The organism is Corynebacterium sp. HMSC034B08 (assembly GCF_001835805.1).
GTDB lineage: Bacteria > Actinomycetota > Actinomycetes > Mycobacteriales > Mycobacteriaceae > Corynebacterium > Corynebacterium coyleae.
In genome coordinates this window covers 1-13,963 of record NZ_KV825939.1, presented here as the reverse complement: position 1 = coordinate 13,963, position 13,963 = coordinate 1, and the positions used below count along the sequence as shown (strand labels likewise).

Below are 13,963 nucleotides of genomic sequence, written 5' to 3'. Positions count from 1 at the left end.
CGCTACCGGCGCAAATGCAATCGGTTGACGTAGGCGTATATGTGTACTTCGACAACAGCGAGAGACAACCCTACCGTCTTTGCGCCATTTCTCATAATCGCGTTCTTCTTTAATATGGCACCCGTGAATGAACCCACCTATCGGCGAATCGTTGCTCTCGACGTGGCTCGCGGCATCGCAATTCTGGGCACCTTGGCGACGAATATCTGGATCTTTGCCACCTGGCACCAGATGGACAGCGTCATGGAGCAGTATTTCGATCCGAACTTCACGCTCTGGGATGAGGTTCGCACCGCTTTCGCGAATGGAACTGCAGCAGAGGCTGCCGACGCACTGTTCAATGCCGCAAGCGCGTTGGTCACGGACGGCAAGTTCCTGGGACTGCTCACCATCATGTTCGGCATCGGCATGGAGATCCAGCGCCAATCTGCAGCGAAACGAAACCAGCGCTGGCCCGGGCTGTACTACTGGCGCGCCATCCTCCTTGTGATCGAGGGCCTGCTGAACTACATCTTCATTTTCGAGTTCGATGTGTTGATGGGCTACGGCCTGACCGCCCTTGCGGTGGCGCCGATTATTGCGCGCAGCGAGCGTGTGCAAAAGGTGTGGATGTGGCTGGCGCTGAGCGCACATGTCCTTGTCATGTTGCTGTTCTCCGTGGGCACCTATCTGCTCAACAGCATCCCGCTCGACGAGGTCGAGGGTGGCGAGGATATCCCCACGTTTGACCAGTCGTTTGCGCTCTACACCGCAACCGACAGCTACTCGGCGATGGTGCAGGCGCGTATCGACGACTTCCTCGGCGGCAGGTTCGAAATCCCAATCATGTTCGTGATGGGCATCGGTGTGTTTCTCCTCGCGGCCAGGTTGTACCGCGCTGGATTGTTCCAACCCGCCGGTGCGGGGTTGCGTCGCAAAGTAATGCTCGTCGGCCTTGGTGTTGGTATCCCGCTGGACTGGGGGCTGCGCTTGTTTGCCACCGGCGCATCCGCATCGTTGACTCGCTACGTCACCTCGACGGTCGTGGCGTTTGGCGTCCTCGCGCTCATCGCGGCCTTCTACATCCGCCGCGACAACACGCTTGGTGTGGTGGGAACCGGTTTGGCTGCAGTCGGTCGCACCGCGCTGACGTGCTACATCCTGCAGAATGTGCTCGCCTCTGTGGTGTTCTACGACTTCGGGTTTGGCCTTGCCCGGCACGTGGAGGGCCCTGCCGGCACCTTGCTCGTGTGTGGGGTTTATCTCGCGTTGTGTGCGCTGCTCATTGCGTTCAGCATGTTGTGGCTGAAGCGCTTCCAGCGTGGACCGTTTGAAATTGTCATGCACCGGGCTGTCGACATGGTTGCGGCTAAGCAACGGCCAGCAGTGCAGCGGTAGCGGCAATGACGGTAACTGGTGCCAGGAGTAGGCCCCACAGGATGAACCCACGCCACGGTACTGGGGCCTTTGCGCGGCGGAGTTGATCTGCCCAAAGCAGGGTGGCAAGCGACGCCCACGGGGTGATCACCGGGCCGACATTGACGCCGATCAGGAGCGCTAGCGCGCTGGCTGGATCGCTGACTCCGGGCTCGAGCATTAAAAACGCAGGGATGTTGTTGATTGCGTTCGCTGTGATCGCGCCAGCAGCTGCAATTGCAAAGGGGTGTGTGCCGGCGAGTTGCTGCACGGCGGACGAAATATCGCTGATCTGCAGGGCCAGTGTCGCCACCGCGGAGAAGGCAGTGGCAAGGCTGAGCGCCGACCACGGGATGAGTGGAGTAATGCCGTCGCGCCGTCCGGTCGGGCCCACCGCACACCACATTGCGATGGCGGCGACGGTGCTCGTCAGCCAGTAGGGGATCGGGCTGAGGAGTGCAACGACGGTGACGCCCAGCACCGCAAGGGCGTCCGTTGGGCGGGGGAGGATCGATGACGCTTCGGGCATAGGCTCGCCGGCTGCGCTGCGGTATATCGCCCGGGCCGCGTAGGACGCTGCCACTGCCACTGCCACTGCCACGGCTGCAGGGGCGGCGGCGAGTTTCACGTATTCACCGGTGGTGGAAAACGCGTCGCCGCCCACCGCCAGCAAATTCGTCAAGTTGGAAACCGGCAAAGGCATGGACGCAAAGTTGGCAATCCACACCACGGAAAGCGCCACCGCCGGCACCGGGAGGCGGAAGCGGGAGGCGAGTTGCACCGCCAGCGGGGTCAGCATGATCGCAGTGGTGTCGAGTGAGAGGAACGCCGTTGCGGCGACACACAGTGCGAGAAACCCCGCCAGAACGATCTCTCTGCGTGACGTCGTGCGCTGCAACGCGCCAACCAGCCACTCGAAGGTGTGCACACGAGCAGCGAGATTGACGACGACAGACATGCCGGCCGCGAAACCGAGTACTGGAACAAGCCGAAGGGCAACTTCAGTGGCGTCGTTCAGGGACACTGCGGCGAGCACGGCGAGACTGGCGATTGCTGCCAGCGGCAAAGAAAACGAGGAAAGATTCATGGCGGGGTTGAGGGTAAGTGGTGGATGAGCAGGGCGGAGGTCGTCGATAAGCGAGTTGCAATGATTAGGTCGCAGCGTAAGTGAGCTGTATGCTATTTCGAGTTGTCCGGCAACCGTCGGATGAAAAGACCATTTCGCACCCAACTCGGGCACGATCCTTAATGTAAGGAACCGACCCGTAGTTCAATCCTGAGGGAGACGAATACTAATGAGGAAAGACATTCACCCGGATTACCACCCGGTGATTTTCCAGGACGCGAACACGGGCCACAAGTTCCTGACGCGCTCCACCCTGACTTCCGCACGCACCGAGCAGTGGGAGGACGGCAACGAGTACCCGCTCATCGTGGTTGACGTGACCGCAGAGTCTCACCCGTTCTGGACTGGCGCTCAGCGTCTCATGGACACCGCTGGCCGTGTTGAGAAGTTCAACCAGCGTTTCGGTGGCATGGCACGCCGCAAGAAGAAGTCCGCTAACTAAAGGGCGTAAAGGAGCACAATCATGGCAACCCCTAAGTTCAAGATGTCCCGCGCTAACACGCGCATGCGCCGTTCCCAGTGGAAGGCCAACAACCCTGACTTGGTCAACGTCAAGATCGACGGCCGCGAGGTGCAGATCCCGCGTCGTCTGGTCAAGGCAGCTCAGGCTGGCCTGATCGACGTCGAGCAGTTCTAAGCTTCCGCAAGGTAAAACTCGCGCAAAAATACCGGGTTCCCACAGGTGGGGCCCGGTTTTTTAATGCCGTTTTCACTCTTAGAGGAAAATAAGTCATAATATCCGCATGAAAATTCTCGTTGCCGATGACGAACAGGCTGTGCGCGAGTCACTGCGTAGGTCGCTTCGTTTCAACGGATACGACGTAGTCCTCGCCGTAGATGGTGAGGATGCGCTCGACCAGATCCGGTTAGAACAGCCGGATCTGACCATTTTGGACCTTATGATGCCAAAGCTTGACGGCCTCGGTGTCTGCCGTACGCTGCGTTCTTCGGGCTACGATGGCCCGATTCTTATGCTGACGGCGCGCGATGGTGTCGCGGACCGTGTGGCTGGCCTCGACGCTGGTGCGGACGACTACCTGCCTAAGCCGTTTGCGCTTGAGGAGCTGCTGGCCCGTGTCGGTTCGCTGCTACGTCGCTCCCGTGCGGAGTCGCGCCATAGTGAGCAGAAGGATTCGACCACGCTGAAGTTCGAGGACCTGACCATGGACACCTCGACGCGTGACGTGTTCCGCGATGGCCGACCGATCTCGCTGACTCGTACGGAGTTTGCGTTGCTGCACCTGCTGATGCAGAACCCGCGCCACGTATTGGCCCGTCAGACCATTCTTGAGGAAGTGTGGGGCTACGACTTCCCAACCTCGGGCAACGCCCTGGAGGTTTACATCGGTTACTTGCGTCGTAAGACTGAGGCTGGCGGTGAATCTCGCCTTATCCATACTGTGCGTGGTGTGGGTTACGTGCTTCGGGAGACTGCTCCGTGATGTTGCGCGTCGCGTCTGGCGATGCCTATGAGACCCGCCTCGGGGCGGGTCATTCCTTGCGCCTGAAATTGGCGGTGCTGTCGGGCTTCATTGTCGCTGCCGCAGTTGGGTTAACGACGATGCTTGGCATGTGGCTGTCTACCAAAACCCACGAAGGCGTGTTGGATACTGAGCTGCGGAGCAAGACGTTGGGGATGGCTCGCCAGCTCGACGGGGCCTCGGAAGATCAGATCCGCTCTGAAATTGCGGCGTTTCGGCGATCAAACCCGTTGACAAGCATTGCGGTTTCAGGGGCAGACTCGAACCTGTTCTTGGGGGATCCGGTATCCATTTCAGGGCCGTATTTGCGTACGGAGAGCGGTGATGCGGTATCCGTGCGCTCAGTCAACGGTAAGCGTGTTGTTGTGCGCCAAACACCGGATGGGATGGTGGTTGCCGCATCTCGGACAGAGGACCCGTACGGTCGCATCTCTGGAAGCCGGGCGGCGGCAGCGCTGGTGGTTATCGGTGTCGGCAGCCTGGTGGCGTGGATTTCTGGTGCGTTCATTTCGGCGGTGGGCTTGACTCCGGTGCGCAGGCTGCACCGTGAGTTGGACAACGCTAACGAGTCGAGTGGGCCGCGTGAACTTCCGGTGGAGGGCGACGACGAATTTGCGGAGGTGACCTCTTCGATCAACGCGTTGGTGAGGTCGTTGGGGGAGTCCAAGAAGCGTCAGGCGCAATTGGTGGCGGATGCGGGCCATGAGCTCAAGACGCCGTTGACATCGATGCGCACCAACATTGAGTTGTTGATGATGTTGCATAACTCCGGCCGTCAGGACCAGATTTCGGCTGAGGACCGGGCCGATTTGGAACGTGATGTGCTTGCCCAAATGGAGGAGATGTCGATCCTGATCGGCGACCTGGTCGACCTTTCCCGCGACGAGTCGCATGAGACCGAGCCGGAGGATTTCCGCCTCGACGAGGTGCTCGAAGAGGCGCTGGACCGTGTGCGTCGTCGTCGCCCCGATGTGACGTTCTTGTTCCACGCCGACCCGTGGGTCATTCGTGGTGATCGTTTTGCCATGGGACGTGCTCCGATCAACTTGATCGATAATGCTGCGAAGTGGTCGCCGGAGGGTGGTGCAGTGCGTGTGTCGCTTAAGGCGGCGAAGCGCAACGCGGTGCTTATTGTCGACGACTCGGGCCCCGGCATCCCACCCGAGGAGCGCGAGAAAGTCTTTGAACGGTTCTACCGTTCCCCGGAGTCGCGCGCTATGCCGGGTTCTGGCCTGGGATTGGCGATTGTGAAACAGGTGATGGACCGCCACGGTGCGACAATCGTGGCGGAAGAGTCGGATGACGGTGGCGCCCGTTTCCGGGTGGTGTTCCCGGGACGTCCTCCGGAGGACGAGACGGCTGAAGATCTTGTAGTTGAAGACGAGAACGAGACCCGCGTCATCCCGAAGAAAAGCTACAGCTAAACCCGTACAGAAAATGTACAGAAAACACTACGTTTCGTTTGGTGAGGTCGCAAGCGCCGCCACAGCGCGGTAGGGCATACTCGCAATCCATGAGCAATACGCGCGATTTCGGAGAGCAACCCAACGATGAAACCTCGAGCTTTCCGCACCAGACAACTGAAAACTACGACCAGGCACCGTATGTGCCAAGCGGTGGCGTGTACACGGTTCCGCCGCAATCCCAGGCTCCGAAGCGTCGCGCAGGCGTAGGAACCGCCTTTGCGGTTGCGTTGGTGACAGGCCTTGCAGCCGGTGGTGGTGCGGGTTACGTTGCGGGGTCGGCGGGGTCGTCGCAAAGCGCAGATGCTCCGAGTGGAGAGCAGGCGCAAGAAAACGCCCTGGAGAATCCCTCTGTGTCGAATGCCGCGGAGGCACCAGATGGATCGGTAGAGAAGGTGGCGGCGCAGGTGCTGCCGTCGGTGGTGTCCATTGAGGTGGCCACGCGCTCTGGTGGGGCGGAGGGATCCGGCTCCATCATTTCCTCTGATGGGTATGTGCTGACCAACCACCATGTGATTGCCGCAGGTGCGCAGCCGGGGACCGAAATTCAAGTCACGCTCAACGATGGTTCTCGCCACCGCGCGCAGTATGTTGCCTCCGATGTGAACACCGACATTGGCGTGCTCAAGATCGAGGGCGTAGACAACTTGCCGGTGGTGCAGTTCGGCAATTCTAATGACCTGCGCGTGGGCCAGCAGGTCGTGGCGGTCGGCTCGCCGTTGGGTCTGTCTGCGACGGTAACCTCAGGTATCGTCTCTGCGCTCAACCGACCGGTGCGCGCGAGCCAGGGTGGCGGCGAGAGCTCGCTGATGGACGGCATCCAGACGGATGCGGCGATCAACCCCGGTAACTCAGGTGGCCCGTTGGTGGATATGAACGGCAACCTGATCGGTATGAACTCGGCGATTGCGTCGCTGTCCCAGAGCAGCTTTGGCGGAGAGAGCTCCGGCGGTTCGATCGGTCTTGGGTTCTCCATTCCGTCGAACTTTGCCAAGCGAGTGGCAGATCAGCTGATCCGTAATGGTGAGGCGACACAACCGATGCTGGGTGTGCAGGTCAGCATCGCGCAGGCGATTACTGGTGGTGCCGTGGTTGCCGCGGTGGAACCTGGCAGTCCTGCGGAGCAGGCTGGTCTGAAGCCGGGGGATGTGATCACGCGGTTGAATGACCGACTTATAGATTCAGCCGACGCGTTGATTGCCGCTACCCGTTCGCAGGACTTTGGCCAGACAGTGACGCTGCAAGTGGAGCGTCAAGGAGAAGGTGAGCCGATTCCGGTAGAGGTGACCCTCAGCACAGAGTAAGTTCTTTAGAGACTTGCAATAATTTCTCACCGCGCTGACGGACGGGAGCCCGTTTTACGATGACTGAACTGTATGACTCGGTTGATCTTGCTGATCTGGACATGAATGAGCCGGACGATGCAACCCTTCGTGCCTCTGAGCTGGAGCAGGCTGCGCCGGAATCGCCGCGTGCCATTGTTGTGCTGGTGGGGGATCGTCGATACGACGCCCCCGGCGATAACACCGACAAGATGGTGGTGGAGCTCCTTAGCGAGTTCAATTACCGGGTTGACGGTGTGGTGCGGGTGAAGTCGAAGAAGTCCGATATCCGCAAGGCGATTGAGACCGGTGTCGTCGGTGGTGTGGACTTGGTGCTCACGCTCGGCGGTACGGGTGTTGGCCCGCGCGATAAGACGCCGGAGGCGACGCGCGGCATCATCGATAAGGTGGTGCCGGGGGTGAGCCAGGCGATTCGGGCGTCGGGGCAGGCATGTGGCGCGGTTGATGCGTGCACCTCCCGCGGCATTTGCGGTGTATCCGGCTCTACGGTGGTGGTGAACCTGGCGTCGAGCCGTCAGGCGATTCGCGATGGCGTATCGACGATTGCCCCGCTGGTCACCCACCTCATCGGCGAACTCAACCAGTACTCGGTGTAGATAGCGCGCGGTGACAGTGCAGATGGAACGCAAGAGAAGAAGAGTCGTGCGTCGTGCGGATGTGGATTACGACCGCACGGCGGATAAGGCGCCGTCGCAACAACGCAAAAGCCCGGCGTTCGACGGCGAGCGCGAAGTGCTACTCGATGACGAAGAGCCGGGCTTGACTGGCCGCGCCTTCTACGAAGAGCAGCGGCCGCCGCATCACGGGGATTAGTTCAGCGGCTTCTGGGTGGAGTTCGGGTTCTGGTTGGACAGCAGGTCGCGGATTTCCGCGAGCAGCTCGGTCTCGGTCGGAGCCGGCTCCTCTGGGTCGACGCCCTTGTGACGCTTCTGTGCCTCGTCGAGCTTGTTCATCGGCATGACCAGCAGGAAGTAGATCACTGCAGCGATGAGCAGGAAGTTGATGATTGCGGTGATCAGTGCACCGAAGTCAACGAAGGTAGCCTCGTTGCCCTCACGGACGAAGAAGCCGAGGCCGGAGTAGTCCACGCCGCCGAGGGCTGCGAGGAACGGGTTGATGATGGAATCGGAAAATGCGGTGACGACAGCGGTGAAAGCTGCACCAATCACAACGCCAACGGCAAGGTCAATGACGTTGCCGCGCATGATGAAATCTTTAAAACCTTGAAGCATGTTAGGGAATACTAGGCGGTTGTATATGACGACTCAAAAGTAAGGTCAATGGGCCATCCAGCGAGGCTGCAGCAACGGCTTCTGCTTGAGACTGCCGAAATAGCACAAGAACTGTACCTTTCTCACCTGATGTGACCACGCGCCCGCCAGTTGCGACAGTGCGCGGCCCTTGTGCGATCACGTCCACCCGTGCACCGTGATGCAGCAGCGGAATGATGTCTGATTCCGCGACCGGAACTGGCACCAGAGAGAACTCTTCGCCGGGTGGTTCCTCCGCAACCAAGGTTGCGGTGAGATCCGGTCCGACAAGGCGTGTGGAGGTCAACACCTCACCAGCTGATGCCGCCGCGGCAAGAAGTTGGCCCTCCGCCAGCGCGAGATCAGACAGTGCCCCCTGCGGTACTGCGTCAGCTGGAAGTCGCCGCAGGGCCACGTCCTCGCCGGTAAGCGTCGTGCCGGGCGCAACCTCACGGGCAAAGACAACCACCGCTGGATCATCGCGGGACACACCGACGATGACGTGCAACGTCGCGGCGATGACAAGCACCACCGCAACGATGCGACGAATGATGACAGACCGACGGTATCCGGGCGTGCGCAACTGCGCGAACTGTGTGTGAAGGTCCATAGGTATCTGACGGACCCTGCACTACCCCGGTTCCCTCAGACCCTAAAAAATCCGCTTGGGGTGATGATGTAGTCCACGGGTTGGTCGTGGTCGTCGCAAGGCACGGCGTCCACGATGTCCTCGTCGTAGACCACCGCCGCCACCGGTACGTCGAGTCCTGCAAGCGCACGGTCGTAATAGCCTTTGCCTTTACCCAGGCGCATCCCGCCTCGGTCCACCGCGAGTGCCGGCGCGACGATCAACCCGCACGAGCGCAACACCTGGGAGGTGAATCTCGCGCCGGTGGGCTCGACGACTCCGAGTGCACCGGTTGCACCGGCGTCGTCGGCTGCGGCTGGGGACCACGCCAGCTCGCCGCTGCTGAGCGAGATTGGCAAGAACACCGTGCGGGCGGGCCCGGTAAGACGTGTCGCGAAATCGGCTGGGCCCGGCTCAGTAGCCAACGGGTTGTAGGCCGCGATGTTGGTCCCCACCGCATTCGTCTCACGCAAACACGCCAGTGTGTGCGACACAATCGCGTCGTCAAGTGACTGCTTACGTGCAGTGTCTGCGGCTAATTCGCGCCGGGTGGAGAGGTGGGCTCGTCGTAAAGCATCTTTTGCATTGACGGCTGGTGTGGATTGGGACACGGAACTCCTTGGGTCGCTCACCGGGTTTACAGGGGCGTCAGGTTAAGCTCATGACTTATGCGGAATTCTACTGACCACACTGCTGCGGCCCCGGCTGCCACGGACGGCAACGCGTTTTCGCTGAAGACGGTTGTTGTTCCTGCTGCTGGTATGGGGACGCGTTTTTTGCCGGCGACGAAGACTGTGCCGAAGGAGTTGCTGCCGGTGGTGGACACTCCGGGCATTGAGTTGATCGCCCAGGAGGCTGCGGCCTGTGGTGCGCAGCGTTTGGCGGTGGTGGTGGCGCCGAATAAGGAAGAGATCATGCGCCACTTCGGTGACTTTGCCGAGTTGCAGGATCTCATGGTCGCGCGCGGCAAGGAAGAGCAGGCTGAAAAGGTTGCTCGTGCTGGCGAGCTGATTCAGGCTGTTGCGGTTGAGCAGGATCAGCCCCTCGGCCTGGGTCATGCTGTGGGGTGTGCGGAGCAGGCGCTTGACGACGACGAAGATGCCGTGGCCGTCATGTTGCCGGATGATCTTGTGCTGCCGATGGGGGTGATGGACAAGATGGTTGAGGTGCGCAATCGCCTCGGTGGGTCTGTGCTGTGTGCGTTTAACGTCTCGCGTGAAGAGGTGTTTAACTACGGCGTGTTTGATGTTGAGGATGCGGGGGAGTCCTTTGATGGCATCGAGGTGTTGAAGGTGCGTGGCATGGTGGAAAAGCCTGCTGTGGAGGATGCGCCGTCGACGCTTGTGGCTACTGGCCGGTATTTGTTGGATCGTGGCATTTTTGATGCGCTGCGTCGTATTACCCCGGGTAAGGGCGGCGAGCTGCAGTTAACTGATGCCATTGAGTTGATGATCTCTGAAGGCCACCCGGTGCATGTGGTGGTTCATGAGGGCAAGCGCCATGACCTGGGCAACCCGGGTGGTTATATTCCGGCGAATGTGGACTTTGGTCTGCACGACGAAAAGTACGGGCCGGCGTTGTACACGGCGTTGAAGAAGATCATCACCGAATACGAAGCAGAACACCCCGAACTGACAAACTAAGGCGAAAGTAAGGCGGGTACATCCATGCGCAGCGTTGAGGAGCAGCTTGCAGCGGTGATTGATGCTGCCGTTGCGCCGGAGCCCATCCGCGTCGCACTCACTGATGCCCTCGGGCTGCGGTGCGCGGAGGAAATCGCCGCCACCCGCCAGGTTCCCGGTTTTGCTCAGGCTGCCATCGACGGGTTTGCGGTTCGCGCCGTCGACGTCGGCGGTACCGCAGGTCTGCGCAGGCGTCCAGCAGCTGGCGCCGAGGATGAGTCCGAAGCGGACGCCGAAGAGCAGAAGGCCCCGCGCCCGGCGCCCGATCGTGCGCTGCCGGTCGTCGGTGAGGTGCCCGCCGGATCTCAGAAGCCGCTGCGCCTCCAACCACGCCAGGCGGTGCGTGTGGCCACGGGCGCACCACTGCCCACCCTGGCTGATGCTGTGTTGCCGCTGGAGTGGACCGACCGCGGCCGCAAGCGCGTGACCCCGCTGCGCCCCGTGCGCACCGGTGACTTTGTGCGCAAGGCCGGCGACGATATCCAGCCCGGCGACGTTGCCGTGCGCCAGGGCACCATCTTCGGTCCCGCGCAGGTGGGGCTGGCTGCTGCGGCCGGTCGCGACAAGGTGCTCGTTTACCCGCGCCCGCGAGTGACGGTGATGAGCTACGGTCTGGAACTCGTCGATTTGGAGCGCGACCCCGGTTTGGGTCAGGTCTTCGACATCGCTTCCTACGCTGTGGCTGCCGCTGCTGAAGAGGCTGGCGCTGAGGTGCAACGCGCGGGCATCATCAACGCGGAGCCGCGCCGCATGCGCGAGGCCATCGCCGGTTACGTGGATAAGAGCGAGTGCATCATCATCACCGGCGCCGTCGGTGGCTCCGGGGCTACGGCGATCCAGGAGATCCTGCGCGAGATGGGGCAGATCGACACCACCCGCGTTGCCATGCACCCTGGCTCCGTTCAGGGCTTCGGCGTGCTGGGGGAGGAGAGGATCCCAGTGTTCCTCTTGCCCTCGAACCCGGTGAGCGCTCTGGTGATTACGGAGACCATCGTCCGGCCACTCATCCGCCGTGCCCTCGGGGCGCCGACGATCACGCGTCAGACGGTGCGTGCGCGTTCGTTGCGTCCGATGGAGTCCATCGACGGTCGTCGGGGCTACATTCGCGCCCGCCTCATGCGCGACAGCGAGACCGGCGAGTACCTCGTGGAGCCGCTGAGCGTGCTCGACGCCGGCCCGACCCACTTGCTGGCTGGGTTTGCGGAGGCCAACGCCATGATCCACTTGCCAGAGGGTGCCACCCACGTGCGCCCGGGCGACGAGGTGGACGTCGAGTTCATCCGGCAGCGCAGCTAGCGTGTTTGCCATGTTTCGCCCGCCCACACCGGGCTGGCCAGAACTGACCCCTGCCGTCGGGCTGCCGGACGGTGCGCGTGTGCAGTTGCGTCCGCTGCGCGGTAGTGACGGTGGGGAGTGGAGTGAGACGCGCGTCGTCGATAGGCAATGGCTCGCGCCTGTCGAGCCCACAGTGGACGGCACCTGGGAGGACGCCCACTCGCATGCAGCGTGGCGCAACTCGTGGCTCAACCTCAAACGCATGGCGCAGCAGGGCACGGTGGTGCCGATGGTCATCGAGGTCGACGGCGCATTTGCCGGCCAAGTGACGTTGGGCAACATCCAGCACGGGATCGTCTCCGAATGCTGGATCGGCTACTGGGTGCATTCGCCATATATGGGGCGCGGGGTTGCGTCGGCGGCGTGTGCACTCGGCGTGGATCACGCCTTTGGGCGCGTGGGCCTGCACCGTGTGACGGCGACGTATCTGCCGGGCAATCCTGCCTCTGGCAAGGTGCTGCGCACCAACGGCTTTGTGGAGGAAGGCTATTTGCGACGCAACCTGCACATCGACGGGCAGTGGCGTGACCATCACTTCGTCGCCATCAATATCGACGACTATCCCACGACCGCGGTGCAACGGCTCCGCCGCGCGGGTCGGCTTGTCTAGGTTGTCTGGTTTTTGAATTCCTTTCTGTGACCACGGCGCGCCAACCCGCCGAGTGTCGGTTGTGCCGATACCGTGGCGTGAAGTGTCTATTGGGTGCATGTAGTTGCGGAAAGGTCTGTGATGGGCAGCTCGAGCTTATTGATCGTTTTGATCCTCATCGTGTGGGTGATCGTGCTCGCGCCGTTGGCGGTGGGGAATAACAAGCCGATTCGCCGCTCCGGTGAGGGCTACGAAGAGACGCGCGTGCTGCACAAAGGTGGCGACGCCCCCATGGCAACCCGCCGGCGCCCGAAGCTGACCCAGGCTGACATCCACCGCCACGACGACGCAGATGACGATTACGAGGTTGTCGAGGCTGTCGCCGAGGAGGAGCAGGTGCTTATCGACGACGCCCCGAACCTGCGCCTCTTCAAATCCGCACAGGCCGAAGACGCTGCCCAGGACGACAACACCGTCGATGGCGAAGTTATCGAGCACGTCGCCGACGAGGCTGACGCTGAATCCCAGGACGAGGCTGCACCCGCCGAGTCTGAGGAATCTGTCGAGACCGCTGAATCTGCTGAGACCGCCAGTGTTGTCGCCGCAGAGGCTGGCGGCTCGACCGCAATCTCCGTGCTCGTCCAGAACGAAGAGGGCGCTGAAGACACCGCTGAAGAAGCTGTCGAGGAAGACCTCTACGAGCTCGACGAGACGTACACCTCGCCGGCGGACCTGGGCTACGCCACCGCAGACACCGTCACAGATGCAGACACGGACACAGGCGCTGAGGCTGAGGTCGCTGACGCTGAAGGTGCGGAGGACGCAGAGGACAACGCGGACGCTGTCGAGGCCGTCGACGCTGAGGATGCTGTGGACGCAGACACAGACGCAGACGCAGACACAGACGCTGAAGACGCGGCCGAAAACGATGTCGTCGACGAGGCAGACATCGCATTTGCGGCGTCGCGTCGTGGCCGCGGTGGCTACGACCCACAGCGCGAGCAGGCAGCCAAGGCCACGCGCCAGCAGCGCCGCCAGCGCACGCTGCTCGGTCTGCTTGCAGCGTGTGTGATCACGTTTGTGGCCGCGTTCGTCGCCGGTGGCTGGGTGTGGGCGCTCAACATCGTCGCGCTTGGCCTGACCGCGTGGTACATGATCGCACTGCGCCACACCGTGCTGCAGGAGCGCGCACTGCACCAGCGTCGTCTCCGCCAGCTGCGTCGCGCGCGCCTGGGTGTCGCTCTGGGTGATGAGGCCAACTCGCGCGAGCGCGTTGCTCGTCGCTACTCGGGCTCGGTGATCCTGGATCTTGACGACGACAGCCCCGACTTCGACGCACTGCCCGTTTCTCGCTTCACTCCGCCAGAAGACGACCACGACCGGGCCGACTACCGCGATATCCGCGACCGCTTCGCTGCACGCGCCAGCTAGTGCTTATAACCAGGCGATTTAACCACATCGGGTTGCAGGAGTAACGTGGCAATCGCCTTCAAGAGGCGCCCTTGAGGGGCTATAGCTCAGTTGGTAGAGCGTCGCGTTCGCAATGCGAAGGTCAGGGGTTCGATTCCCCTTAGCTCCACTTTCCGCCCCGCACGATAGAACGATCGTGCGGGGCTTTCGCTATGGAAAGGATTGGTGGGTTAAGCGACAAAATGTGTGTCTGCTATCGGC

16 protein-coding genes and 1 tRNA gene are annotated in these 13,963 nt (G+C 61.6%); 13 read left to right on the top strand and 4 right to left on the bottom strand.

Features of this window, described 5'->3' with window-relative positions; genetic code table 11:
- Positions 1-123: 123 nt before the first annotated feature.
- Positions 124-1,377, top strand: a complete 1,254-nt coding sequence (locus HMPREF2656_RS04130; RefSeq protein WP_168167535.1) for a DUF418 domain-containing protein — start codon at positions 124-126, stop codon at positions 1,375-1,377.
- Here HMPREF2656_RS04130 and HMPREF2656_RS04125 read toward each other — a convergent pair.
- On the bottom strand, positions 1,349-2,482 hold the full coding sequence (locus HMPREF2656_RS04125) for an SLC13 family permease (RefSeq protein WP_070815940.1): 1,134 nt from the start codon (positions 2,480-2,482) through the stop codon (positions 1,349-1,351). The two genes, HMPREF2656_RS04130 and HMPREF2656_RS04125, sit on opposite strands and share 29 nt — an antisense overlap.
- A 208-nt stretch (positions 2,483-2,690) precedes the next feature.
- On the opposite strand from HMPREF2656_RS04125, the gene HMPREF2656_RS04120 reads away from it, so the two are divergent.
- The 7 genes from HMPREF2656_RS04120 to HMPREF2656_RS04090 all read left to right on the top strand — a co-directional run bounded on the left by HMPREF2656_RS04120 (position 2,691) and on the right by HMPREF2656_RS04090 (position 7,621).
- Complete coding sequence (locus HMPREF2656_RS04120) at positions 2,691-2,963, top strand: type B 50S ribosomal protein L31 (RefSeq protein ID WP_070421427.1); 273 nt, start codon at positions 2,691-2,693, stop codon at positions 2,961-2,963.
- Between the two features lie 21 nt (positions 2,964-2,984).
- Positions 2,985-3,158, top strand: coding sequence for a 50S ribosomal protein L32 (rpmF, locus tag HMPREF2656_RS04115; RefSeq protein ID WP_070421426.1), 174 nt, complete (start codon positions 2,985-2,987; stop codon positions 3,156-3,158).
- 106 nt (positions 3,159-3,264) lie between these two features.
- Positions 3,265-3,963 (top strand): response regulator transcription factor, encoded by a 699-nt coding sequence (locus tag HMPREF2656_RS04110; RefSeq protein ID WP_070421425.1) that lies wholly within the window; start codon positions 3,265-3,267, stop codon positions 3,961-3,963.
- The gene (locus HMPREF2656_RS04105; RefSeq protein ID WP_070815939.1) at positions 3,963-5,426 is read left to right on the top strand and encodes a sensor histidine kinase; all 1,464 of its coding nucleotides are present in this window, start codon (positions 3,963-3,965) and stop codon (positions 5,424-5,426) included. The genes HMPREF2656_RS04110 and HMPREF2656_RS04105 overlap by 1 nt, the downstream gene beginning before the upstream one ends.
- 89 nt (positions 5,427-5,515) lie before the next feature.
- Positions 5,516-6,769, top strand: coding sequence for a S1C family serine protease (locus tag HMPREF2656_RS04100; protein ID WP_083319432.1), 1,254 nt, complete (start codon positions 5,516-5,518; stop codon positions 6,767-6,769).
- A 59-nt stretch (positions 6,770-6,828) separates the two neighbouring features.
- Positions 6,829-7,404 (top strand): MogA/MoaB family molybdenum cofactor biosynthesis protein, encoded by a 576-nt coding sequence (locus HMPREF2656_RS04095; RefSeq protein ID WP_070421423.1) that lies wholly within the window; start codon positions 6,829-6,831, stop codon positions 7,402-7,404.
- 10 nt (positions 7,405-7,414) lie between these two features.
- Positions 7,415-7,621 carry a hypothetical protein gene (locus tag HMPREF2656_RS04090; protein WP_224212929.1) on the top strand — a complete coding sequence of 69 codons (207 nt, stop codon included), beginning with the start codon at positions 7,415-7,417 and terminating at the stop codon, positions 7,619-7,621.
- Here HMPREF2656_RS04090 and mscL read toward each other — a convergent pair.
- From mscL to HMPREF2656_RS04075, 3 genes are read right to left on the bottom strand one after another with little or no spacing between them, the layout of a single operon-like run.
- Complete coding sequence (gene mscL / locus HMPREF2656_RS04085) at positions 7,618-8,040, bottom strand: large conductance mechanosensitive channel protein MscL (RefSeq protein ID WP_070421421.1); 423 nt, start codon at positions 8,038-8,040, stop codon at positions 7,618-7,620. The two genes, HMPREF2656_RS04090 and mscL, sit on opposite strands and share 4 nt — an antisense overlap.
- 1 nt (position 8,041) lies before the next feature.
- The gene (locus HMPREF2656_RS04080; RefSeq protein ID WP_070815938.1) at positions 8,042-8,668 is read right to left on the bottom strand and encodes an SAF domain-containing protein; all 627 of its coding nucleotides are present in this window, start codon (positions 8,666-8,668) and stop codon (positions 8,042-8,044) included.
- 35 nt (positions 8,669-8,703) lie between these two features.
- Positions 8,704-9,297 carry a 5-formyltetrahydrofolate cyclo-ligase gene (locus tag HMPREF2656_RS04075; RefSeq protein WP_070815937.1) on the bottom strand — a complete coding sequence of 198 codons (594 nt, stop codon included), beginning with the start codon at positions 9,295-9,297 and terminating at the stop codon, positions 8,704-8,706.
- A 57-nt stretch (positions 9,298-9,354) separates the two neighbouring features.
- On the opposite strand from HMPREF2656_RS04075, the gene HMPREF2656_RS04070 reads away from it, so the two are divergent.
- From HMPREF2656_RS04070 to HMPREF2656_RS04050, 5 genes are all read left to right on the top strand, one after another.
- Positions 9,355-10,329, top strand: coding sequence for a UTP--glucose-1-phosphate uridylyltransferase (locus HMPREF2656_RS04070; RefSeq protein WP_070421418.1), 975 nt, complete (start codon positions 9,355-9,357; stop codon positions 10,327-10,329).
- Positions 10,330-10,353: 24 nt separating this feature from the next.
- Positions 10,354-11,664, top strand: a complete 1,311-nt coding sequence (glp, locus tag HMPREF2656_RS04065) for a molybdotransferase-like divisome protein Glp (RefSeq protein ID WP_070815936.1) — start codon at positions 10,354-10,356, stop codon at positions 11,662-11,664.
- A gap of 10 nt (positions 11,665-11,674) precedes the next feature.
- Entirely contained in the window at positions 11,675-12,313 is a 639-nt protein-coding gene (locus tag HMPREF2656_RS04060) for a GNAT family N-acetyltransferase (RefSeq protein ID WP_070483761.1), read from the top strand.
- 138 nt (positions 12,314-12,451) lie between these two features.
- Positions 12,452-13,723: a divisome protein SepX/GlpR gene (gene glpR / locus HMPREF2656_RS04055; protein ID WP_141761007.1), complete on the top strand. Its 1,272-nt coding sequence runs from the start codon at positions 12,452-12,454 to the stop codon at positions 13,721-13,723.
- A gap of 75 nt (positions 13,724-13,798) precedes the next feature.
- Positions 13,799-13,871 (top strand) — tRNA-Ala (locus tag HMPREF2656_RS04050).
- Positions 13,872-13,963: the final 92 nt, after the last annotated feature.

Coding starts and splice junctions, on each gene's coding strand:
- HMPREF2656_RS04125 (WP_070815940.1), bottom strand. CDS start 2,482: ATGAATCTTTCCTCGTTTTCTTTGCCGCTGGCAGCAATCGCCAGTCTC.
- HMPREF2656_RS04120 (WP_070421427.1), top strand. CDS start 2,691: ATGAGGAAAGACATTCACCCGGATTACCACCCGGTGATTTTCCAGGAC.
- rpmF (WP_070421426.1), top strand. CDS start 2,985: ATGGCAACCCCTAAGTTCAAGATGTCCCGCGCTAACACGCGCATGCGC.
- HMPREF2656_RS04110 (WP_070421425.1), top strand. CDS start 3,265: ATGAAAATTCTCGTTGCCGATGACGAACAGGCTGTGCGCGAGTCACTG.
- HMPREF2656_RS04105 (WP_070815939.1), top strand. CDS start 3,963: ATGTTGCGCGTCGCGTCTGGCGATGCCTATGAGACCCGCCTCGGGGCG.
- HMPREF2656_RS04100 (WP_083319432.1), top strand. CDS start 5,516: ATGAGCAATACGCGCGATTTCGGAGAGCAACCCAACGATGAAACCTCG.
- HMPREF2656_RS04095 (WP_070421423.1), top strand. CDS start 6,829: ATGACTGAACTGTATGACTCGGTTGATCTTGCTGATCTGGACATGAAT.
- mscL (WP_070421421.1), bottom strand. CDS start 8,040: ATGCTTCAAGGTTTTAAAGATTTCATCATGCGCGGCAACGTCATTGAC.
- HMPREF2656_RS04080 (WP_070815938.1), bottom strand. CDS start 8,668: ATGGACCTTCACACACAGTTCGCGCAGTTGCGCACGCCCGGATACCGT.
- HMPREF2656_RS04070 (WP_070421418.1), top strand. CDS start 9,355: ATGCGGAATTCTACTGACCACACTGCTGCGGCCCCGGCTGCCACGGAC.
- glp (WP_070815936.1), top strand. CDS start 10,354: ATGCGCAGCGTTGAGGAGCAGCTTGCAGCGGTGATTGATGCTGCCGTT.
- HMPREF2656_RS04060 (WP_070483761.1), top strand. CDS start 11,675: ATGTTTCGCCCGCCCACACCGGGCTGGCCAGAACTGACCCCTGCCGTC.